This is a genomic window from Corynebacterium gottingense (assembly GCF_007559235.1).
Lineage (GTDB): Bacteria > Actinomycetota > Actinomycetes > Mycobacteriales > Mycobacteriaceae > Corynebacterium > Corynebacterium gottingense.
The window spans coordinates 139,715-162,002 of record NZ_VMHH01000001.1 but is presented as its reverse complement, the minus strand read 5'-3'; the positions used below and the strand labels follow the sequence as shown (position 1 = coordinate 162,002).

The following is a 22,288-nucleotide window of genomic DNA, read 5'->3' as shown; positions in this document are numbered from 1 at the left end:
GGTCTGGCATTGCTACTTGGCTCACCATGTGCGGTTTGGTTGTGTGGAGCATCGTGCTCGCGCGCATTGACGCGAAACACTCCCGTTTGCCCAATGGGCTGACGGTCCCGCCCGCGCTCGTTGCCCTGGCAGCCTGCGTCGCCTCGCCGTACCTCGCGTGTGGCCTTGTGTGGCCTGCCGCCTACCTCGTTGGCCCCGGCATGGGCGGCGGTGATGTAAAGCTTGCCGCCCCGCTCGGAGTGCTTCTCGCCGCGCTCGGAGGTCCGTTCGCGGTGCTCGCCGCGGTGGGGCTCGCGGGGCTGCTCACGGTTGTGCGCGGGTGGATGGCAGGGCGAGCGGCACTGCCGCACGGCCCCCAGATGCTGGCAGCGGCGTGGGCCGTTGGAACATTTGTTGGGCTAAAGAGCTCGATCGCGGCGACGTTGTGAGACAATGCCTTCATGCTTCGTTGGACTACCGCTGGGGAATCCCATGGACAAGCGCTGATTGCGCTCATTGAAGATATGCCCGCCGGAGTGCCGGTGACCCAGGAGGAGATCGGGCACCACCTCGCCCGCCGCCGACTTGGATACGGCCGTGGCGCGCGCATGAAGTTTGAAGCAGACGAGCTGACGCTGCTCACAGGCATTTTGCATGGCAGAACGCTCGGCAGCCCAATCGCTATTCAAATTGGCAATTCCGAGTGGGCAAAGTGGACGACGATCATGTCGCCGCATCCGCTGGACATGGAAGACGACGAGGTGGCAAAGGCGATGTCGTCCGGGCGCGGAGCGCGCCTGACTCGCCCGCGTCCGGGCCACGCGGACTTTGCCGGCATGCTCAAGTATGGGTTCGATTCCGCGCGTCCGGTCCTGGAACGTTCCTCCGCTCGCGAGACTGCGGCACGCGTCGCGGCGGCGACTGTCGCGCGCTCGCTGCTGCGCGAGACGTTGGGCGTCGAAGTGTTCTCGCACGTGATCTCGATCGGCGAGTCTGAGTCGTACGCTGGCCCCGCACCGACATATGCAGACATCGATGCGATTGATGCCTCCCCGGTGCGCGCGTACTCCAAGGAGGCCGAGGAGGACATGGTCTCCTGCATCGAGGTGGCCAAGAAGTCTGGCGACACCCTTGGCGGCATCGTCGAGGTCATCGTGGATGGACTGCCCATCGGGCTCGGGTCCCACATCTCTGGTGACCACCGCCTGGACTCGCAGCTCGCTGCCGCGCTCATGGGGATCCAGTCGGTCAAGGGAGTGGAGATTGGCGACGGCTTCGAGGAAGCCCGCCGTCGCGGGTCCGAGGCCCACGACGAAATGGTGCGCGACGAGGACGGCGTGCACCGCCTGACCAATCGTGCGGGCGGCTTGGAGGGCGGCATGACGAATGGCGAGCAGCTGCGCGTGCGTGCGGCGATGAAGCCGATCTCCACCGTGCCCCGAGCCCTGCAGACGGTCGACATGTCCACGGGCGAGGCTGCGACAGGCATTCACCAGCGCTCCGACGTGTGTGCCGTCCCCGCCGGCGGCGTGGTCGCCGAGGCCATGGTGGCCCTCGTGCTTGCGCGCGCGGTGCTGGAAAAATTCGGCGGCGACAGCCTCGCGGAGACGAAACGCAACATCGACGCGTACAACGAAAACGTGCGCCGCCGCCTCAGTTTTGCGGACGGCGCGGCGCACGAGGCGGCAGGCGAGAAGAAGGAAGGCAACGCCAATGACGTTCACTGAGCCAGCGCAGGATCGCGACGAAGCGACCACCCCCGAGCTGGATACCGCGCTTGATTCCCAGCCCACTGCGCAGGCCTCCGTCGTTGCGTCCGTACCCAGGGTCGTGCTGGTCGGCCCGCCTGGCGCCGGAAAATCGACGATCGGGCGCCGGATTGCTAGCGCGCTGAACTTGCCGATCGTGGACTCTGATCTGCTCATCGAGCAGTCCGAGGGCAAGGCCTGCGGAGAGATCTTCTCCGAGGTCGGTGAGGAACGCTTCCGAGAAATCGAGGCGGGGTGCGTGGCGCGCGCGCTGGCGACCGGTGGCGTGGTGAGCCTGGGCGGCGGGGCGATCCTCACCGCTTCGACGCGCCAGCTGCTGCAGCGCCACACGGTGGTGTGGATTGACGTCAGCCCGGAGGAGGGCATCCGCAGGACCGCGAACGAGACGTCACGTCCAGTCCTCAACGCGGACGACCCGGCGCAGCACTACCGCGACCTCCTGGCTACCCGCGAGCCGTTCTACCGTGAGGTTGCGGACTACCGCGTTCGCACGGACCAACGCCCCCCACAGCGTGTCGTTGCGGAGATTCTGGGGATCATCGAGTCCTCGGAGGAGTAGGCGCGGACAAGCGCGTGCCGTAGCAGGCGCACGAGGGCATTCTGGGGAAGAATCGGACCACACCGGCACTCGTCCACAAAGGAGCACACTATGGCACACGTCGAGGTCACCGGACCTTCGCCGTACACCATCCACATCTCGCACCGCATTACTGATCAGGTCGCGCCTCGCGCCAAAGAGATTGGGGCGCGCAAGGTGGCGATCGTGCACCAGGCTGCGCTCAAGGCGGTGGCGCGCGGCATCGCGGGCGACCTCGAAGCCGTGGGCGTTCAGCCGGTGATGGCGGAGATCCCGGACGCGGAGGCGGGCAAGTCCCTGGACACGGCAAGCACGCTGTGGGACCTCCTGGGCACGAGCGGCTTCTCGCGCCAGGATGCGGTGATCGGCCTCGGCGGCGGCGCGGCCACAGACATCGCGGGTTTCGTCGCCGCGACGTGGATGCGCGGCATCAAGGTCATCCAGGTTCCGACCACGCTGCTCGCGATGGTGGACGCCGCTGTAGGCGGCAAGACCGGCATGAACACCGAGGTAGGGAAGAATCTGGTCGGCGCGTTCCACGAGCCGGACTCCGTGTTCATTGACCTCGAGCGGATCTTTACGCTGCCGGAGGAGGAGATCGTGTCCGGCTCCGCCGAGTTGGTCAAGACCGGATTTATCGCGGACCCGAAGATCCTCGACCTCTACCGCGACGGCAGCGCCCATGGTGAGTGGAATTGGGAGGAACTCGTGCGGCGCTCCGTCGCCGTCAAGGCAGCCGTGGTCAGCCGTGACCTCACCGAATCCGGGCTGCGCGAAATCCTCAACTACGGGCACACGCTCGGCCACGCCATCGAGCGTCGCGAGCAATACACCTGGCGCCACGGCAACGCGGTCGGTGTCGGCATGATGTTTGCGGCGCACCTCGCGCACGAGCGCGGGCTTATCGACGCCACCCTGCTGGACCTCCACCGCGAGATCCTCACCCTCATCGGCTTGCCCACGACGTACGAACCGGGCGCCTTCGACGAGCTGTACGAGGCGATGACGCACGACAAGAAGAACCGCGACGGCCGCATCCGCTTCGTGGTGCTCAACGCCCTCGGCTCGTGCACGCGGCTCGAGGACGCAACCGTCGAGGAGATGCGCGCGGCGTACGACGCAATTTCCCAACCCACCCAGGAGGCGTAACTGTGAAGATTCTTGTGCTCAATGGCCCGAACCTCAACCGGCTCGGGAAGCGGCAGCCGGAGGTGTACGGGAGTGAGACGCTGGGGGACGTCGAGAAGCGGCTGCACGATCGCGCAGCCGAGCTCGGCGTGGAGGTCGAGGTGCGCCAGACCAACCACGAGGGCGAGATGCTGGACTGGGTCCACGAGGCTGCAGACCACCGCTGGCCCGTGATCATCAACCCGGGCGGGTGGACGCACACCTCGGTGGCGCTGCGCGATGCGCTCGTGGAACTGACGGACCATCGCGGGTTCATTGAGCTGCACATTTCCAACGTGCACGCGAGGGAGGAGTTCCGCCACCACTCGTACCTGTCGCCGATCGCGCGCGGTGTAATCGCAGGGCTTGGCACGCAGGGCTACCTGCTCGCCCTCGAATATTTTGCCAACAACGTAGAGTAGAACTTTCACGTACAACTCGCGTCAGGAGGAAAGAATGTCACTGGCAGATACTCGTTTTGAAACCCGGCGCCGCAAGCTGGCCTCGAGCCTGGCGGCGCAGCGGATCGACGACATGTTGCTGACCCACCTGATTCACGTGCGCTACTTCTCCGGCTTTACCGGCTCCAACGGCGCCCTGCTGGTGTCCAAGGACCGTACCGCGAAGGTGGCGACAGATGGCCGCTACGCCACGCAGATTTCGGAAGAGGTCCCGGACGTCCCGGCAACGATCACCCGCAAGGTGGCCACCGAGCTGCTGGCGGGAGTGGTGGACGGCCACCGCGTGGGCTTCGAGGCCGACTACGTAAGCGTCTCCGAGCTGGAAGCGCTGCGCAACGCCTGCCCGGAGGACGTCACACTGGTGCCCGTCAGTGGCGCGGTCGAGGAGATCCGCCTGCTCAAGGACCAGCTCGAGCTGACCAGACTCGAGGAAGCGGCCGATCTGGCCACGCAGGCGCTCGAGCAGCTTATCGACGCCGGCGAGCTCGCCCCCGGGCGCACCGAACGCGACGTCGCCGCGGACCTGGAGTACCGCATGCGCAAACTCGGCGCGGAGCGCCCCAGCTTTGACACCATCGTCGCCTCTGGGCCGAACTCTGCCAAGCCGCACCACGGCGCCGGCGAGCGGACGCTGGAAACGGGTGACCTGGTCACCATTGACTACGGCATGTTCCGCCTCGGCTTTAACTCCGACATGACGCGCACGTTCGCGCTGGGGGAGCCGAACGACTTCCTGCGAGAGATCTATGAGGTCACCCTGCAGTCCCAGCTCGCCGGTGTGCGCGCGGCGGTACCGGGGGCGAAGCTGGTCGACGTGGATGCCGTCTGCCGCGACGTGATCGAGGCCGCCGGGTACGGCGAATACTTTGTCCACTCCACCGGGCACGGCGTGGGCCTGGACGTCCACGAGGCACCGTACGCAGCGAAGACCGGCAAGGGTACGCTGCAGGAAGGGATGACGTTGACCATTGAGCCGGGTATTTATGTCCCGGGGCGCGGCGGCGTGAGGATCGAGGACACCCTGTTCATTACCTCCGGCGCGCCGAAGGTGATCACGAAGTTCCCCAAGGACTTGACAGTGCTGTAGCATTGTTGTGTTTGCACACTGTTGAACGCACTGTCTCAACATCGTTGGGCCACGCTTTGTGGCACGCCAGAAGAAAGGTTTCACGTGGCAACTACCGCCGATTTCAAGAACGGCCTCGTGCTCAAGAACGAGGGCAAGCTCCAGCAGATCATTGAGTTCCAGCACGTCAAGCCGGGTAAGGGCCCCGCATTCGTGCGCACGAAGCTCAAGGACGTTGTCACCGGCAAGACCGTTGATAAGACCTGGAATGCCGGTGTGAAGGTCGAGACCGCGACCGTGGACCGCCGCGACATGACCTACCTGTACAACGACGGCACAAGCTACGTCGTCATGGACGACAAGACCTTCGAGCAGTTCGAGCTGCCCGCTGACAAATTCGGTGACGCGGCACGCTTCCTGCTGGAGAACATGCGCGTGCAGGTCTCTTTCCACGAGGGCGAGGCGCTGTTCGCCGAGCTGCCGATCTCCGTCGACCTCAAGGTCGAGCACACCGAGCCGGGCCTGCAGGGCGACCGTTCCTCCGGCGGCACCAAGCCGGCGACGCTGGAGACCGGTGCTGAGATCCAGGTTCCGCTGTTCCTGGAGACCGGCAACGTGGTCAAGGTGGACACCCGCACGGGTGAGTACCTCTCCCGCGTGAGCAACTAATGCCTGACTACAAACGCCACGGGGCGCGCTACCGCGCCCGCCGCCGCGCGGTGGACATCCTCTTCGAGGCCGAAACGCGCGACGTGGATCCGGTGGAAATTGTAGAAGACCGGGCGGAGCTGTCCCGGAACCCGCAGAACTCGGTGGCGCCGGTGGCGGACTACACCCGCCAGATCATCTCCGGTGCCGCCGAACAGCTCGACGACCTGGACGATGCCATCGAGCGCTACCTGGTGGACGACTGGGAGCTGTTCCGCCTGCCAGCCGTGGATCGGCAGATCCTCCGCGTCTGCGCGTGGGAGATCATGTACAACGAGGACGTTGACGCACCGATTTCCATTAAAGAAGGCGTGGAGATGGCGGCGGAGTACTCAGGTGCGGCGGCGTCGCCGTATATCAACGTCGTGCTCGACGGTATCGCGCAGCGCGGCGCCCCGGAGGCGCCGTTCGGCGACGACGCTGAGAGTGCTGAGGGCGCTGAGAGTACTGAGGGAACCGAGGAAACTGGTGTCGGCGAGCAGGAGGCATCGTCTGCAGATGATGCGCAGCGTGCCGTCACCGCTGTTGTCGCCGGCGCCGCGGTCCCGCCCGAATCGCGCGCTGCGGTCGCCGAGAAGCTGGAAAGCTAGGCGGCAACGAGAGGAACGTGGAAGAACGTAATGGTGTCTGCGGAAAGGCGGGCACCATTCGCTGTATCCTGCGTTGGCAGATACAGCACCGTAGGGGAGCAACACAGGAGGAACCATGTCCAAGGTGACGATTGAAGATGCGAAGTCTTTCATGGTCGGGCCCAACTTTCAGCTCGACGACGTCGACCCGGCAGCCACCCCGGGCGTGTCCGACGTGGACGACGCGTTCAACGCGTACGACGATGAGCTGAGCGAGCTGCACAAGCTGCTCTTTGCCAACGGCCGCGCGGGAAACGAGGACGCCGGCTCCGTCCTCTTGGTGTTGCAGGGGATGGACACGTCCGGCAAGGGCGGCCTCATCCGCCACGTGGTCGGGCCGACAATGGATCCCCAGGGCGTCCACATTCAGGCGTTTGGCAAGCCGACCGAGGAGGAAGCAGAGCACGACTTCCTTTGGCGTTTCTACCCACACCTGCCTGAGCCTGGCGGGGTCAGCGTCTTCGACCGTTCACACTACGAGGACGTGCTGGTCCAGCGCGTGAAGCAGATGGCGCCGCCGGAGGAGATCGAGCGCCGCTACGGCGCGATCGTGGACTTTGAAAAGGAGGCGGCCGCCCGGGGCACCAAGATCATTAAGGTGATGCCGCACATTTCCCGCGATTTTCAGGCGGAAAACTTGAAGGACCGCATCGAGCGGGCGGACAAGCACTGGAAGTACAACCCGGGCGATATTGATGACCGCAGATTGTGGTCGCAGTACATGGCGGCCTACCAAATCGCGATGACCAGGACCTCGACGGATGAGGCCCCCTGGTACTGCATCCCCTCCGACAACAAGAAGTATTGCCGTGCCGTGGTCAAAACCTTGCTTGTCGACGCCCTCGCGTCCCTCGACCTCACGTGGCCGGAAGCCACCTTTGACAAGGACGAGGAACTCAAGCGCCTCGCCGAGTCCTAGTCACGGTTCTCGCGGGCCTGCGTCATTTCGTCGACAAGCGCGCGCATGGCGTCCTGGGCCTGCAAGACGCCGTCGATACTCAGCTTGAGCGCACTTTGCAGCTGTTCGTCGGTCATGCCGGCTGCGACCTGGGTCTCCGATTCGGTGCGCACGATGAGCGTGTCGGCCTTGTTGACCACGAGCGCGCGTGCGTCGAGGAAGGTCGAGTTCACCTGGTTCGCGGCGAGGTAAACCGTGGGGTCGGGGCTGTCCGCCGGGGTCTCGGTCGACGCATCCGCGCGGATGATCGCCACGGAGTCCAGCAGGACGAAGAGGACGTTGAACCCGTTGAGGTTGGCCACCGCGGCGCGGCCGCTGGCGTCGGGTTCGATCGTGACACCGTGCGCGCTCATCGCATCGGCGATGCGATCAATGGTCACGAGTGAGGTGTAGGTCTGTGCGTCATTAGTGCTCATTGTGCGGGTCCTCCCAGGTAACCAGGGTCGGGAACGAGGTGGCCAGGAAATCAAGCGCCTGCAGCACGACGTCGATGGAGCTCATGATGAACGCGCCGAGCTGGTTGTGCGACGCGCCGTGGGTAATGTCCATCGAGCGCACCGCGCTGATCGCAATGTGGTCCTCGCCCTGCTCGAAGAAGCGGAGCGTGGGGGCGAAGTGGGTCTGGTTGTGCTCGTTGGTGGCGAGCAGGATGTGGGAGGCCATGTCCTTGGGGATTTCGCCGCGCCACAGGGATTCGAACACCAGGTGGTCCTGGTCGATCGCCACGACGATCGCGGCGTTGACGAAGCCGGACAGCAGGGTGCCGTTTTCTACGCGGTACTCCAGGTTTTCCGCCTTGAAAATCTCCTCCACCGCTTCAATGGTCACGGGGTGCAGCTGGTTGGCGGGGTCCGCCTGCGCGTCGGCGTTGACCTTGGCAACGGTGTCTTCGTCCGGCGTGGGCGGGATCGTCGCCTCTCCGCCGGTCTGGTCGGGTGCGTGTTCGTTGTTAGTCACACGCACGACTGTACCTGGTAGCGCCTACGCCTCGAGGAGGTCCTCGCGACCCAGCTCGTGGTCCAGCGAGGAGCGCAGCGTGGGGTAGCGCTGCACCCACCCGCGCTGGCGAGCGACCGCCGCGTCCACCCGTTGGTCCGCGAGCGCAAGCTCGGCGGCTCCCTCCGAGCCGAGCAGCAGCTTTGGTCCGAAGGTCGGGATGGGCAGGAGGTCGGGGCGCCGGAGGACCTCCGCGAGGGCGGCGGACATCTCCGCGTTCGTGACGGGCTGCGCGGCCGTCGCGTTCACCGGTCCAGACACCGTGTGATCCAGGAGCGCGCGAACGTAGGTGTCCGTGAGGTCGTCGAGGCTCACCCAGGACATCCAGAACTCACCGCTGCCAAATCGGGCGCCGAGCCCCGCCGAAACACTCGCTTTGAGCACGGGAAGGAGTCCGCCCGCTCCAGACAGTGCGAGACCGGTGCGGATCTGCACAGCGCGCAGCCCTTCCACGCGGGCCGCCTCTTCCCACGCCTGGCAGACCTCGGCGAGGAAGCCGGCGCCAACGGGGGCGTCCTCGGCGTGAGGGGAGCCGCCCGCCTCGGTGCCGTAGTACCCGACGGCGGAGGCGGAGATGAACGTGCGCACGCCCGACTCCGCGGCGAGTGCGGCGAGCTTCCGCGTCGGCGCGACGCGCGAGTCCCAGATGCGGCGCTTTTTCGCATCGGTGAAGCGGCCCATGATCGATTCGCCTGCCGGGTGAATTACCGCGTCGACCCCCTCGAGCAGGTCGGGGTGCGGATTGCCCGGGTCCCACTGGCGCTCGCCGGGGCCGGCGGTGTGGCGGACCAGCGGGATGACGGTGTGGCCCAGGGTGGTCAACTGCGCGCGGAGGTGGGTGCCCACCAGCCCGCTCGAGCCGGTGAGGGCGATGACGAGGGGCGCCGAAGCAGGCAGCGACTGCGCGAAGACGATGTCGCCGACCAGCTGACGCTGGCGGTAGGCAAACGCCGGGGTGAGCAGCGGGGCGGGGGTGGGGGTAGACACGGCGTCGAGAAGCACTGTGCTCCCAGCGTCCTCGACTGAGTCCCGGAACGTATGACGGTGGCGCCATTTGGTCAGTGCGCGCACCGGCTGGTTGGCGGCGACATCCTCAAATGAGCGGGCGAACTCGTACCCGGAGTGTTGGTGCTGCGCCACCCACCACTGGCCTGCGGGGAGGGCAAAGACGGTGGTGCCGGAGCGAAGCGATGCGGCCTCGGACGCCACTGTCATGGGCAGAAACGGCGGGGTGAGCCGGGTGACCGCCCCCGGACGCGCGTGCCAATTCCACACCTCGAGGCGGGGTGCGGGGACGGTGTGTTCTGCGGTGATTCCCATGGTCGCTGCTCCGTGACTGTGTTTACGCATCGGGTGCTAGACTCTGTGTCAGTCTCCACCCTAGGCGCTGATGCGCCCAGGGGTATTTGAGAAGACGGCACATTGTGAATATTGCATGCACCAGACAAGCATCCTTTAAATTCCGCACTGTGAGGCGGGGAAGGAGGCATGATGAGTGAAGATAACCGCGCGACCGTAGAGCTGCTGACGGCAGACGACGTCGCGCGCACAATCGCACGCATCGCGCACCAGATCATTGAAAAGACGGCGCTGGATTCGGCGCTGAAGTCAGAGGCGGGCGACGCACCGGCGTCGCCAGTATTGCTCCTTGGCATCCCCTCCGGGGGCGTGCCGTTGGCAAAGCGGATCGCTGCGTCCGTCGAGGAATTCTCCGGCGTAGAGGTCCCCGTTGGAAGTCTCGACGTGACCCTATACAGGGACGACCTGCGCGACAAGCCGCACCGCGCGCTGCGCCCCACAAGCATCCCCGCGCCGCTTGACGGCGCGACGGTGATCCTCGTGGACGACGTCCTATACTCCGGTCGCACCATCCGGGCAGCGCTCGACTCGCTGCGCGACATTGGCCGCCCGGCCGCGATCCAGCTCGCGGTGCTGGTGGACCGGGGGCACAGGCAGCTGCCCATCCGCGCCGACTACGTGGGCAAGAACATTCCGACCGCGCTCACGGAGGACGTGTCCGTCACGCTCACGCCGATTGATGCCCGCGACGCGGTCACGCTCAGCCGGACCGCACCGGCCGCCGAAGGAGAGGCGAAGTAGCATGAAACACCTCGTTGACATCGCGGATCTCACCCGCGACGACGCCATCGCGATCATGGATGAGGCCGACCGCTTCAAGGAAGCCCTGGACGGCCGCGACATCAAGAAGTTGCCCACACTCCGTGGGCGCACCATCTTCACCCTGTTCTACGAGAACTCCACCCGCACGCGTTCCTCGTTTGAGACCGCGGGCAAGTGGATGAGCGCGGACGTGATTAACATTTCCGCTTCCAGCTCCTCGGTGAAGAAGGGCGAGTCCCTCAAAGACACGGCGCTCACGGTGCAGTCGGTCGGCGCCGATGCCATCATCATGCGCCACTCCGCATCCGGTGCCGCGAAGCTGCTTACACAGTGGCTGCCGGAGACCAGCATCATCAACGCCGGCGACGGCAAGCACCAGCACCCGACCCAGGCCCTGCTGGACGCGGTGACCATGCGCCAGCGCATCGGCGAGATCGCCGGGCGCAAGGTGGTCATCGTGGGCGACATCGTGCACTCGCGCGTGGTCCGCTCCAACGTTGACCTGCTCACGCTGCTCGGCGCGGAGGTCGTGCTGGTCGCGCCGCCAACCCTGCTGCCCACCGGGGTCGAGCACTGGCCAGCGCGCGTGGCCTACGACTTGGACGCGGAGGTTGCGGACGCGGACGTGGTAATGATGCTCCGCGTGCAGGCCGAGCGCATGCACGGCGGCTTCTTCCCCTCGCACCGCGAGTACGCCTCGCTGTACGGGCTGAGCGCGGCTCGCGCGGACCGCATGAAGGACGGCGCGATCATCATGCACCCGGGCCCGATGCTGCGCGGAATGGAAATCAATTTTGCTGTTGCGGAGCGCCAGAACACGGCGGTGTTGCAGCAGGTAACCAACGGTGTCTACACGCGCATGGCCGTGCTGTTTACGCTGCTTGCGGGAGAGGAAAAGTAAATGGCAAAGATTCTGTTGAAGAACGTGCGCCCGTACGGCGAGGACGAGGTGCAGGTGCTTATCGACGGCGGCGTGATCACCGCCATCGGCACCGACCTCGGCGCCAACGACGCCGAGAGCGTCAAGGACACCGAGGTCATCGACGCGCAGGGGAAGGTGCTTCTGCCGGGCCTGGTGGACATGCACGTCCACTTGCGCGAGCCGGGCCGCGAGGACACCGAGACCATCGCCACCGGCTCGGACGCCGCTGCGAAGGGTGGGTTCACCGCGGTGTTCACTATGGCGAACACCAGCCCGGTGATTGATCAGCCGTTTTTGGCTGACGCCGTGTGGGAAAAGGGCCAGGCCTACGGGAAGTGCGACGTGTACCCGGTTGGCGCGATCACGCAGGGGCTTCAAGGTGAGCAGCTCAGCGAGATCGGCCTGATGAGCCGCGGCCACGTGCGGATGTTTTCCGACGACGGCAAGTGCGTCAACAACCCGCAGGTGATGCGCCGCGCGGTGGAGTACGCGAAGGCGTACGACGTCCTGCTGGCTCAGCACGCCGAGGACCACCGCATGACCGCGGACTCGGTCGCGCACGAGGGCGAGGTGGCCGCACGACTCGGTTTGGGCGGCTGGCCGCGCGTCGCCGAGGAATCGGTGGTGGCACGCGACGTGATCATGACGCGTGACTACGGCGGGCGCCTGCACATCTGCCACGCCTCGACTGAGGGCACCGTGGAACTGCTGCGGTGGGCGAAGTCCCAGGGCATCGCGGTAAGCGCCGAGGTTACCCCGCACCACCTGCTGCTCACGGACGAGAAGCTGGAAACCTACGACGGCGTCTTCCGCGTCAACCCGCCGCTTCGCGAGTCCCGCGATACGGTCGCGCTGCGCGACGCACTGCTCGACGGCACCGTGGACGTCGTGGCCACTGACCACGCGCCGCACGGCTCCGAGGATAAGTGCGTGGAGTTCGAACACGCGAAGCCGGGCATGCTCGGGCTGGAGACCTCGCTGGCCATCATTGCCAAGGTCTTCGTCGAATCCAGGCTGGCAGATTGGCGCTTTGTGGCCAAGGTAATGAGCGAGCGCCCCGCGGAGATCCTCCGCCTGGCTGACCAGGGCCGGCCGATTGCGGAGGGCGAGCCCGCGAACCTGGTGCTCGTTGACCCGGGAGCCGCGTGGACCGTACACGGCGAGGAGCTCCGCTCGAAGGCCTCGAACACGCCCTACGAGGGCACCGAGTTTTCCACTAGCGTGGCACTGACGCTGCTGCGCGGCGAGGTGACCTACCGCGCCACCCCAAGCGACACCACAACCAGCACGAAGTAAGGAACCACCATGACTCAATCTCGAATCCCTGCGGCACTCGTGCTCGGAGACGGCAACGTCTACCGCGGAACCGCCTTTGGCGCCGTCTCGGCTGATCGCGACTCGCAGGACTCCGCGACGATCGAGCCGGTGTACGGCGAAGCCGTCTTCACCACTGGCATGAGCGGCTACCAGGAGACCATGACGGACCCGTCCTACCACCGCCAGATCGTCGTGATGACGGCACCGCAGATTGGCAATACCGGCTGGAACGACGAGGACAATGAGTCCCGCGGCAACCGCATCTGGGTTGCCGGCCTGATCATCCGCGACCTATCCAAGCGGGTCTCCAGCTGGCGCGCGGAGCGTTCGTTGGAAGAGGAGATGCGCAACCAGGGCATCGTGGGCATCAGCGGTATCGACACCCGCTCCGTGGTGCGCCACCTGCGCAATTTCGGCTCCATTCCGGCTGGCATTTTTGTGGGGGAGGATGCTGCACAGAGCGTCGATAAGCTTGTGGCGCTGGTAAACGAGCAGCCGAGCATGGCTGGAGCCGACCTGTCCGCCGAGGTCAGCGCGGATGAGCCGTATACGGTCAAGGCGCAGGGGGAGAAGCGCTTCACCGTCGTGGCGTACGACATGGGCGTGAAGACGGCGACCCCGAACCACCTGGCCAAGCGCGGGGTGGAGACCATCGTCGTGCCTGCGAACACTCCCTTTGAGGAGATCACTCAGTACAACCCGGACGGCGTGTTCATCTCCAACGGCCCGGGCGACCCGGCGACCGCCGACGAGATGGTGGACATCACCCGCAAGGTCCTCGAGCAGAAGCTGCCGCTGTTTGGCATCTGCTTTGGCAACCAGATCCTCGGCCGCGCGTTGGGGCTGGAGACCTTCAAGATGAAGTTCGGCCACCGCGGCATCAACGTGCCGGTGAAGAACCACCTGACCGGCAAGATTGACATCACCTCGCAAAACCACGGCTTCGCGCTGAAGGCGCCGGACGGCGTTGGCGTGGGCGAGAAATTCGACACGGATTTCGGCTCGGCCGTGGTGTCGCACACCTGCCTGAACGACGACACCGTGGAGGGCGTCGCGCTGGATAACGGCATGGCCTACTCGGTGCAGTTCCACCCGGAGTCTGCCGCCGGACCGCACGACGCGAACCCGCTGTTTGATCAGTTCATCGAGCTCATGCAGCAGCACAGCCCGAACGCACAGTAACCAGGAACCAGGAAACACAAGGGAGAATTCACGATGAAACGCAACGACATCAACCACGTCCTGGTTATTGGTTCCGGGCCAATCGTCATCGGTCAAGCCTGCGAGTTTGACTACTCGGGTACCCAGGCGTGCCGCGTGCTTAAGGAGGAGGGCCTGCGCGTGACCCTCATCAACTCCAACCCGGCCACTATCATGACCGACCCGGAGTTCGCCGACCACACCTACGTCGAGCCGATCGAGCCCGAATACATTGACAAGATCCTCGCCCGCGAGGCCGAACAGGGCACCCCGGTTGACGCCATCCTGGCAACCCTCGGCGGACAGACCGCCCTCAACGCTGCGATCCAGCTGGACCGCCAGGGCATCCTGACCAAGCACGGCGTGGAGCTCATCGGCGCAAATATCGACGCCATCGAGCGCGGCGAGGACCGCCAGAAGTTCAAGGACATCGTTGCCAAGATCGGCGGCGAGTCTGCGCGCTCCCGAGTCTGCTTCAACATGGACGAGGTCCACGAGACCGTCGCCGAGCTGGGACTGCCCGTCGTCGTGCGCCCGTCCTTCACCATGGGTGGGCTCGGCTCCGGCCTGGCGTTTTCCATGGAGGACCTGGACCGAATCGCCGGTGGCGGCCTGGAGGCCAGCCCGGAGGCCAACGTGCTCATCGAGGAATCCATCCTCGGCTGGAAGGAGTACGAGCTGGAGCTCATGCGCGACGGCGACGACAACGTCGTGGTCATCGCGTCCATCGAAAACGTTGACGCGCTCGGCGTGCACACCGGCGACTCCGTGACCGTGGCGCCTGCGCTGACGCTTACCGACCGCGAGTACCAGACCATGCGCAACCAGGGCATCGCGATCATCCGCGAGGTCGGCGTGGACACCGGCGGCTGCAATATTCAGTTCGCGGTTAACCCGGACGATGGCCGCATCATCACCATCGAGATGAACCCCCGCGTCTCGCGCTCGTCCGCGCTGGCGTCGAAAGCCACTGGCTTCCCGATTGCAAAGATCGCCTCGCTGCTGGCCATCGGCTACACCCTCGACGAGATCACCAACGACATCACCGGCGAAACCCCGGCGGCGTTCGAGCCGACCCTGGACTACGTCATTGCCAAGATGCCGCGCTTTGCGTTTGAGAAGTTCCCTGGCAGCGACGACACCCTCGGCACCTCCATGAAGGCGGTCGGCGAGGCAATGGGCATTGGCCGCAACTACATCCAGAGCCTGAACAAGGTCATGCGCTCGATGGAGGACAAGCCGAACGGTTTCTGGACCAAGCCCGACGAGTACTTCGCGGAAGGCCGCGAGCAGGACCTCAACGCCGTGCTGGATGACCTGAAGACGCCGACGGACAAGCGCATGTACGACGTCGAGCTGGCCCTGCGCCTCGGCGCGTCGATCGAGCTCGTGCACGAGGCCAGCGGTATCGACCCCTGGTTCCTCGCCGAGCTGCAGGCGCTCGTGAACTTCAGGAGCACGCTTGCCGACGCCCCCGTGCTCGACGCCGACCTCCTCCGCGAGGCCAAGACGTATGGGCTGTCCGACGCCCAGATCGCCGCGCTGCGCCCGGAGCTGGCCGGCGAAGACGGCGTGCGCTCCCTGCGCTGGTCGCTGGACATCCACCCCGTGTTCAAGACGGTGGACACCTGCGCGGGTGAGTTCGAGGCGCAGACGCCGTACCACTACTCGGCCTACGAGATGGACCCGAACGCGGAGTCCGAGGTCGCCGAGACTGGCCGCGAGAAGGTCATCATCCTCGGCTCCGGCCCGAACCGCATCGGCCAGGGCATCGAGTTCGACTACTCGTGTGTGCACGCGGCCCTTGAGCTGTCGCGCATTGGCTACGAGACGGTGATGGTCAACTGCAACCCGGAGACCGTCTCCACCGACTACGACACCGCAGACCGCCTCTACTTCGAGCCGCTGACGTTCGAGGACGTTATGGAGATCTACCGCGCCGAGCAGGCGTCCGGCACGGTGGCTGGCGTGATTGTCCAGCTTGGTGGCCAGACCCCGCTGGGCCTGGCGCAGCGGCTTGCGGATGCCGGCGTGCCTGTCGTGGGCACCAGCCCGGAAGCCATCGACCTGGCGGAGGACCGCGGCGAGTTCGGCGACGTGCTCACCGCAGCGAACCTGCCGGCGCCTGCCTACGGCACCGCCACCTCCTTCGACGAAGCGCGCGAGGTGGCCAACGGCATCGGCTACCCGGTGCTCGTGCGCCCTTCTTACGTGCTGGGCGGCCGCGGCATGGAGATCGTCTACGACGAGGCGAGCCTGCACGACTACATTGAGCGCGCCACCGAGCTGTCGCCGGACCACCCGGTGCTGGTAGACCGCTTCCTGGACTCCGCGATCGAGATCGACGTGGACGTGCTGTGCGACGGCGACGAGGTCTACCTCGGCGGCGTCATGGAGCACATCGAGGAGGCCGGTATCCACTCCGGCGACTCCGGTTGCGCGCTGCCGCCGATGACACTCGGCCCGGACGACATTGCCAAGGTGCGCCGCTCCGCGGAGGCACTGGCGCACGGGATCGGCGTCAAGGGCCTGATGAACGTGCAGTTCGCGCTCAAGGACGACATCCTCTACGTCATCGAGGCAAACCCGCGCGCCTCGCGCACCGTCCCGTTCGTGTCGAAGGCGACGGGCGTGCACCTGGCCAAGGCCGCGTCGCGCATCATGATGGGCGCCTCCATCGCGCAGCTGCGCGAGGAGGGACTGATCCCGTCGGACTACGACGGCGGCTCCCTCCCGCTTGAGCACCCGATCGCGGTGAAGGAGGCGGTCCTCCCGTTCACGCGCTTCCGACGCCCAGACGGCTCGCTGCTGGATACCATCCTCGGCCCGGAGATGAAGTCCACGGGCGAGGTGATGGGCCTTGCCCCGTCCTTCGGCGTGGCGTACGCGAAGGCGGAGACCGCAGCGTTTGGCGCCTTGCCCACGGAGGGCACTGTCTTCGTCTCGGTGGCCAACCGCGACAAGCGCACCCTCATCTTCCCGATCCAGCGCCTGTACACCATGGGCTTCAAGGTGGTGGCTACGGCCGGCACCGCCCAGATGCTGCGCCGCAACGGCATCGAGTGCGAGGTCGCTCAGAAGGCCTCCGAGGTGCGCGAGGGCGGCGAGGGAACCTCGATTGTGGACCGCATTAATGACGGCGAGATCGACCTGATCCTCAACACCCCGGCCGGTTCCTCCGGTGCCCGCCATGACGGTTACGACATTCGCGCGGCGGCTGTCGTCGCTGGCGTGCCGATCATGACCACGGTGCAGGGCGTGACCGCGGCCGTGCAGGGCATCGAGGCGATCCGGGACAACGAGATCACTGTGATGAGCCTGCAGGAGCTCGAGCATGCAGCCAAGGAAGAGGCGAGCGCCGATGCCGAGTAGCGCCCCGCAGCCCGGGTTCGCCGATCGTCTCGTCGCCGCGGGCGAGCGCCACGGTCGGCTGTGCGTCGGCATCGACCCGCACGCCGCGCTGCTGCAGCAGTGGGGCTTGCCAGACTCCGTTGACGGCTTGCGCCGCTTCGCGGAAATCTGCGTCGAGGCGTTCGCCGGGCACGTCGCCCTGGTGAAGCCGCAGGTCGCGTTCTTTGAGCGCTTCGGTGCGCGCGGCTTTGCGGTCTTGGAGGAGACGCTGGCGTCGCTGCGCGAGCGCGACACCCTCTCGGTGGCGGACGCGAAGCGCGGCGACATCGGCTCGACCATGGCCGGCTACGCGGCCGCCTGGCTGGAGCCAGGAGCTCCGCTGGAGGCCGACGCGGTCACGCTGACGCCGTACCTCGGCGTCGGCTCGCTGGAGCCCGCCATCGAGTTGGCCGGCGAGCACGGCAAGGGCGTATTCATCATGGCCGCGAACTCAAATCCGGAGGCGGAGGCGTTCCAGAGCTCGGTTATCGACGACCGCACGATCGCCCAGTACATGGTCGACGGGTGCGCGGCGTACAACGGCGATGCCGAATCCGGCGTCGGTCACGTCGGTGTCGTGGTGGGCGCGACCGTCGGCAAGCCGCCCCTGCTCGAGCGCCTCAACGCGCCGGTGCTCATGCCCGGGGTGGGCGCGCAGGGTGCCACGATGGATGACGTGGCGCGCATCGCCGGCGCGCAGGCGCGGCTGGTGTTTCCGAACGTGTCGCGGTCCGTGCTCAGTGCTGGCCCTGACGTGGGGAAACTTCGCGGCCGGGCCGGTGAGCTGGCAAAATAGGAGCTTTGCCGGGGTCGTTTGCGCTTTTGGGCAAAAACCCTGGTAGTTTAGTTCCGTCAACGCGTTGACGTGGTTAAATCGTTTGACGCATCGGGCCGCGGTTGCGGTGCGGTGGCCGGGGCACGCTCCCCGGCGCGCGTCGGCGCGGAGGATCTGACCCAGTGCTACACTTAGCCAGAACTGAGAGTTGCACGGATGGCATTCGGGCTGTTGAACGGCCCTGTGGATTCGTGTGGTGGACTCGGCTTGACGGTTTCGGTAGAACTGGACCGATACGTACTACTACACACATGGAGGAACCAGTGGCACTTCCACAGTTGACTGATGAGCAGCGTAAGGCAGCACTTGCCAAGGCGGCAGAGGCACGTAAGCAGCGCGCAGAGCTGAAGGCTTCGCTGAAGCGCGGCGACACCGACCTCAAGGACGTGCTGGACAAGGCTGAGTCCGACGAGATCATCGGCAAGACCAAGGTCTCCGCACTGCTCGAGGCGATGCCGAAGGTGGGCAAGGTCAAGGCCCGCGAGATCATGGAAGAGCTGGAAATCGCACAGACCCGCCGTCTGCGCGGCCTGGGCGAGCGTCAGCGTCGCGCCCTGCTGGAGCGCTTCGGCTTCTCCGAGGACTAGAGATGACTGAGACAGCGCCGCGTGGGAGCCTGGTCGTCCTGGCCGGGCCCTCCGCTGTAGGGAAATCGACAGTGGTGCGGCGGCTTGTCAGCGACGTCCCGGATCTTTACTTCTCCGTCTCCATGACCACCCGGGCACCCCGCCCGGGCGAGGTCGACGGGGAGGACTACTTCTTCGTCAGCGCTGATGACTTCCAGCGCCGGATTGACGCGGGGGAGATGCTGGAGTGGGCCGACATTCACGGCGGCCTGCAGCGTTCCGGCACCCCGTCCGGTCCGGTGCGTGAGGCCCTCTCAGCCGGTCGCCCCGTGCTCGTGGAGGTTGACCTCGCCGGGGCTCGCAACATCAAGCAGTTGATGCCGGAGGCAAGAACGGTGTTCCTTGCCCCGCCATCGTGGGAGATTCTGGTGCAGCGCCTGTCCGGGCGTGGCACCGAGACCGAGGACGTGATTCAGCGTCGTCTCACCACGGCTCGTGAAGAGCTCAACGCTCAGGATGAGTTTGATAGCGTTGTGGTCAACGATGACGTGGATTCGGCCGTCGCGGCAATTGCCAGCATCCTGATGAATACATCGAACAACAACACAAGCGAGTAGGTTTTTAGTGAGCAACATTACTGAGGAACCGTCGCAGGCAGCCCCGGAAGCTACCGAGGACAAGTCCTACGACGCACCCGAAGGCATTACTGCGCCTCCGATTGATGAGCTGCTGACCAAGGTGTCGTCCAAGTACGCACTGGTTATCTTCGCCGCGAAGCGCGCACGCCAGATCAACAGCTTCTACCAGGATTCCGAGGACGGCGTGTTTGAGTTCGTCGGCCCGCTGGTCACCCCGGAGGCGGGGGAGAAGCCGCTGTCCATTGCGCTGCGTGAGATCCAGGCTGGTCTCCTCGAGCACGAAGAGGGCCAGTAACGCCTCGGCGGCCCCGCGTCGCCTGAGAAATCGAATCGGCACCACCGAGCAAGCCTGCATTGGGTTTGCGGGTGGTGCCGTTTGCGTAGACTAGGCCACCATGAGTCAACGCAACGTAGTCGTCGGCGTCGCCGGCGGTATCGCGGCATACAAAGCCTGCCACCTGATCAGAGACTTCAAAGAGGCGGGGGACGACGTCCGCGTGGTCCCGACCGCCAACGCGCTCAACTTCGTCGGCGCCGCCACATTCGAGGCGCTGTCCGGGCACCCGGTGGACACCGGTGTCTTCGAGCGGGTCGACGAGGTGCAGCACGTTCGCATTGGTCAGGAGGCTGACCTGATCGTGGTGGCCCCGGCGACTGCGGACGTGATCGCGCGCATTGCAGCGGGGCGCGCGGACGACCTCCTGACCGCGACGGTGCTCGTGGCCACGTGCCCCGTCGTCGTGGCACCGGCGATGCACACGGAGATGTGGCACAACGCTGCCACGCAAACGAACGTGGCCACGCTGCGCAGCCGCGGGGTGACGGTCCTGGAGCCCGCGCACGGGCGGCTGACCGGGAAGGACTCTGGCCCCGGTCGGTTGCTCGAGCCTCAGGCGATTGCGGAGCTCGCGCGCACGGTCGCCACGACCGGGCCGCTGGGCCGCCCGCTGGAGGGCAAGCGCGTGCTGGTCAGCGCCGGGGGCACGCAGGAAAACATCGACCCGGTCCGGTACGTGGGTAATCGGTCCTCCGGGCGCCAGGGCTTTGCACTGGCCGATATTGCCGCGCACAAGGGCGCGCAGGTCACTGTGGTTGCGGGAAACACGGAGGCGCTGGAGACCCCGGCTGGTGCAGACGTGGTACGGGTGACCTCGACCCGCGACATGGAGCGCGAGATGCGCTCGCGTGCTCCCGAGGCGGATGTGGTGATCATGGCCGCCGCCGTGGCAGATTACCGGCCGGCGCACGAGGCGACCTCGAAGCTGAAGAAGGGGCAGGCCGATGCGTCGCTAGAGCGCATCGAGCTGGTAGAAAACCCGGACATTCTGCGTGGGCTCGTTGACATGCGTGACAACGGGGAGACGACGGCGGCGATTATGGGGTTCGCGGCTGAGACGGATAACGCGCTGGAGTATGGGAAGGCAAAGCTGGCACGCAAGGGTGCGGACCTCCTGATGGTCAACGACGTCTCGGGCGGCAAGGTTTTTGGGCAAGCCCGGAACTCGGGGTGGTTGCTGTCGCGCGACGGCGGGGTCGCCACGATTGAGGACGGCACCAAGCACGAGGTCGCGGCGCAGATCTGGAGCGCGATTGAGGCCGCGGGGCACGACACGGAAGCATAACGTTGCCAACTTAGACAGCTTGGTCTATCGTGGTGTTCATTCGCGTGGGGCGAGGTGGCGTCGATAAGCGTTCGCCCCGCTCGCGCTTAGCCTGCACGGCGATGAGATACGAAACAGTGCTGCACCGAAAGCGAGACCATTTTGTCTACTGATCCTTACTACCGTTTGTTCACCAGCGAGTCGGTGACCGAGGGCCACCCCGATAAGATCTGCGATGCCATCTCAGATGCCATCCTGGACGACATACTCGCGCAGGATCCCGCAGCGCGCGTGGCTGTAGAGACTCTGGTCACCACCGGACAGGTGCACGTGGTGGGCGAGGTCAACACGACGGCGTACTCCAACATTGCGAAGATCGTGCGCGACAAGCTGGTCAGCATCGGCTTTACGTCGTCCGAAGTGGGGTTCGACGGGCGTACGTGCGGCGTCAACATCGCGATCGGTGACCAGTCGCTGGAAATTTCGGAGGGCGTGTCGACCTCGCAGGAGGTCCGCGAGCAGTCCTCCGCGGAGGCGAACGATCAGGCCGGTGCCGGCGACCAGGGCCTCATGTTTGGGTACGCCACGAATGAAACGCCGGAGTACATGCCGCTTCCCATTTCCACCGCGCACCGCCTTGCGCGGAGGCTCACCGAGGTGCGCAAGATGGGCAAAGTGGTGGGCCTGCGCCCCGACGGCAAGACCCAGGTCACCTTTGCCTACGACGGCAACACCCCTGTCGCGCTGGACACGGTGGTAATTTCCACGCAGCACGACCCGGACTTCACCGGCGATGCGCTGCGCAACGCCCTGCGTACCGAGGTGCTCGAGTGGGTAGTCAAGGACGCCGGTTTGGAGCAGTACTACACGCCGGACACGAAGCTGCTGGTGAACCCGTCCGGCTCGTTTGTGCTCGGCGGCCCGATGGGGGACGCCGGTCTGACCGGCCGCAAGATCATCGTGGACACCTACGGCGGCATGGCTCGCCACGGCGGCGGGGCGTTCTCGGGCAAGGACCCCTCAAAGGTGGACCGCTCGGCCGCGTACGCAATGCGCTGGGTGGCCAAGAATATCGTCGCCGCGGGCCTGGCGGAGCGCGTCGAGGTCCAGGTGGCGTACGCCATTGGCCGCGCCACCCCGGTGGGCCTGTACGTGGAGACCTTCGACACCGCCGCCGAGGGGCAGACGGATGCCACGATCCAGCAGGCCGTGGAGAAGGTCTTTGATCTCCGACCTGCCGCGATCATCCGCGAGCTTGACCTGCTGCGCCCGATCTACGCCCAAACCGCAGCGTACGGGCACTTCGGCCGCACCGATGTTCAGCTGCCGTGGGAGCAGCTGAACAAGGCGGAGGAGCTCAAGGCCGCCGCCAGCTAGTGCGCTAAACT

The 22,288-nt window shown here is 65.8% G+C and carries 23 protein-coding genes; 20 read left to right on the top strand and 3 right to left on the bottom strand.

The genetic code is table 11. The features are described 5' to 3' along the window. Window positions 1–41 precede the first annotated feature (41 nt). The 9 genes from FPH17_RS00780 to FPH17_RS00740 all read left to right on the top strand — a co-directional run bounded on the left by FPH17_RS00780 (window position 42) and on the right by FPH17_RS00740 (window position 7,275). Window positions 42–428 (top strand): prepilin peptidase, encoded by a 387-nt coding sequence (locus FPH17_RS00780; RefSeq protein ID WP_414437253.1) that lies wholly within the window; start codon window positions 42–44, stop codon window positions 426–428. 12 nt (window positions 429–440) lie between these two features. Further along, the gene (gene aroC / locus FPH17_RS00775; RefSeq protein ID WP_154878320.1) at window positions 441–1,706 is read left to right on the top strand and encodes a chorismate synthase; all 1,266 of its coding nucleotides are present in this window, start codon (window positions 441–443) and stop codon (window positions 1,704–1,706) included. Then, a complete protein-coding gene (locus tag FPH17_RS00770; RefSeq protein ID WP_154878319.1) occupies window positions 1,693–2,307 on the top strand; it encodes a shikimate kinase in 615 nt (204 codons plus the stop codon). The genes aroC and FPH17_RS00770 overlap by 14 nt, the downstream gene beginning before the upstream one ends. Before the next feature lie 90 nt (window positions 2,308–2,397). Continuing rightward, window positions 2,398–3,474, top strand: coding sequence for a 3-dehydroquinate synthase (gene aroB / locus FPH17_RS00765; RefSeq protein WP_154878318.1), 1,077 nt, complete (start codon window positions 2,398–2,400; stop codon window positions 3,472–3,474). A 2-nt stretch (window positions 3,475–3,476) separates the two neighbouring features. Continuing rightward, entirely contained in the window at window positions 3,477–3,914 is a 438-nt protein-coding gene (gene aroQ / locus FPH17_RS00760; RefSeq protein ID WP_095536203.1) for a type II 3-dehydroquinate dehydratase, read from the top strand. Between the two features lie 34 nt (window positions 3,915–3,948). Beyond that, window positions 3,949–5,040: an aminopeptidase P family protein gene (locus FPH17_RS00755; RefSeq protein ID WP_154878317.1), complete on the top strand. Its 1,092-nt coding sequence runs from the start codon at window positions 3,949–3,951 to the stop codon at window positions 5,038–5,040. A gap of 84 nt (window positions 5,041–5,124) precedes the next feature. Continuing rightward, window positions 5,125–5,688, top strand: coding sequence for an elongation factor P (efp, locus tag FPH17_RS00750; RefSeq protein ID WP_095276375.1), 564 nt, complete (start codon window positions 5,125–5,127; stop codon window positions 5,686–5,688). Continuing rightward, complete coding sequence (nusB, locus tag FPH17_RS00745; RefSeq protein WP_154878316.1) at window positions 5,688–6,317, top strand: transcription antitermination factor NusB; 630 nt, start codon at window positions 5,688–5,690, stop codon at window positions 6,315–6,317. Before efp ends, nusB begins: the two co-directional genes overlap by 1 nt. Before the next feature lie 115 nt (window positions 6,318–6,432). Further along, on the top strand, window positions 6,433–7,275 hold the full coding sequence (locus FPH17_RS00740) for a PPK2 family polyphosphate kinase (RefSeq protein ID WP_154878315.1): 843 nt from the start codon (window positions 6,433–6,435) through the stop codon (window positions 7,273–7,275). Here the strand turns inward: FPH17_RS00740 and FPH17_RS00735 are convergent. From FPH17_RS00735 to FPH17_RS00725, 3 genes are read right to left on the bottom strand one after another with little or no spacing between them, the layout of a single operon-like run. After that, a complete protein-coding gene (locus FPH17_RS00735) occupies window positions 7,272–7,730 on the bottom strand; it encodes a YbjN domain-containing protein (protein ID WP_095536200.1) in 459 nt (152 codons plus the stop codon). The two genes, FPH17_RS00740 and FPH17_RS00735, sit on opposite strands and share 4 nt — an antisense overlap. Next, window positions 7,720–8,271: a type III secretion system chaperone family protein gene (locus FPH17_RS00730; RefSeq protein WP_244288033.1), complete on the bottom strand. Its 552-nt coding sequence runs from the start codon at window positions 8,269–8,271 to the stop codon at window positions 7,720–7,722. The genes FPH17_RS00735 and FPH17_RS00730 overlap by 11 nt, the downstream gene beginning before the upstream one ends. A 24-nt stretch (window positions 8,272–8,295) precedes the next feature. Continuing rightward, window positions 8,296–9,630: a TIGR01777 family oxidoreductase gene (locus tag FPH17_RS00725; RefSeq protein ID WP_154878314.1), complete on the bottom strand. Its 1,335-nt coding sequence runs from the start codon at window positions 9,628–9,630 to the stop codon at window positions 8,296–8,298. A 171-nt stretch (window positions 9,631–9,801) separates the two neighbouring features. Between FPH17_RS00725 and pyrR the strand changes: the two genes are divergently transcribed. The 11 genes from pyrR (at window position 9,802) to metK (ending at window position 22,277) form a co-directional block, all read left to right on the top strand. Beyond that, on the top strand, window positions 9,802–10,410 hold the full coding sequence (pyrR, locus tag FPH17_RS00720) for a bifunctional pyr operon transcriptional regulator/uracil phosphoribosyltransferase PyrR (RefSeq protein WP_154878313.1): 609 nt from the start codon (window positions 9,802–9,804) through the stop codon (window positions 10,408–10,410). 1 nt (window position 10,411) lies between these two features. Further along, window positions 10,412–11,332: an aspartate carbamoyltransferase catalytic subunit gene (locus tag FPH17_RS00715; protein WP_154878312.1), complete on the top strand. Its 921-nt coding sequence runs from the start codon at window positions 10,412–10,414 to the stop codon at window positions 11,330–11,332. Further along, window positions 11,333–12,649: a dihydroorotase gene (locus tag FPH17_RS00710; protein ID WP_154878311.1), complete on the top strand. Its 1,317-nt coding sequence runs from the start codon at window positions 11,333–11,335 to the stop codon at window positions 12,647–12,649. Window positions 12,650–12,658: 9 nt separating this feature from the next. Beyond that, window positions 12,659–13,852 (top strand): glutamine-hydrolyzing carbamoyl-phosphate synthase small subunit, encoded by a 1,194-nt coding sequence (carA, locus tag FPH17_RS00705; protein WP_154878310.1) that lies wholly within the window; start codon window positions 12,659–12,661, stop codon window positions 13,850–13,852. A 33-nt stretch (window positions 13,853–13,885) separates the two neighbouring features. Next, entirely contained in the window at window positions 13,886–17,242 is a 3,357-nt protein-coding gene (gene carB / locus FPH17_RS00700) for a carbamoyl-phosphate synthase large subunit (RefSeq protein WP_154878309.1), read from the top strand. Then, a complete protein-coding gene (gene pyrF / locus FPH17_RS00695; RefSeq protein ID WP_154878308.1) occupies window positions 17,232–18,056 on the top strand; it encodes an orotidine-5'-phosphate decarboxylase in 825 nt (274 codons plus the stop codon). Before carB ends, pyrF begins: the two co-directional genes overlap by 11 nt. 302 nt (window positions 18,057–18,358) lie before the next feature. After that, window positions 18,359–18,682, top strand: coding sequence for an integration host factor, actinobacterial type (gene mihF, locus FPH17_RS00690; RefSeq protein ID WP_095276401.1), 324 nt, complete (start codon window positions 18,359–18,361; stop codon window positions 18,680–18,682). Between the two features lie 2 nt (window positions 18,683–18,684). Then, complete coding sequence (gene gmk / locus FPH17_RS00685) at window positions 18,685–19,278, top strand: guanylate kinase (protein WP_154878307.1); 594 nt, start codon at window positions 18,685–18,687, stop codon at window positions 19,276–19,278. A 16-nt stretch (window positions 19,279–19,294) separates the two neighbouring features. After that, window positions 19,295–19,594, top strand: coding sequence for a DNA-directed RNA polymerase subunit omega (gene rpoZ, locus FPH17_RS00680; RefSeq protein WP_144717015.1), 300 nt, complete (start codon window positions 19,295–19,297; stop codon window positions 19,592–19,594). Window positions 19,595–19,694: 100 nt separating this feature from the next. Next, window positions 19,695–20,921 carry a bifunctional phosphopantothenoylcysteine decarboxylase/phosphopantothenate--cysteine ligase CoaBC gene (gene coaBC / locus FPH17_RS00675; RefSeq protein ID WP_154878306.1) on the top strand — a complete coding sequence of 409 codons (1,227 nt, stop codon included), beginning with the start codon at window positions 19,695–19,697 and terminating at the stop codon, window positions 20,919–20,921. 141 nt (window positions 20,922–21,062) lie between these two features. Further along, window positions 21,063–22,277 (top strand): methionine adenosyltransferase, encoded by a 1,215-nt coding sequence (gene metK / locus FPH17_RS00670; RefSeq protein ID WP_238397081.1) that lies wholly within the window; start codon window positions 21,063–21,065, stop codon window positions 22,275–22,277. The last annotated feature ends 11 nt before the right edge of the window (window positions 22,278–22,288 follow it).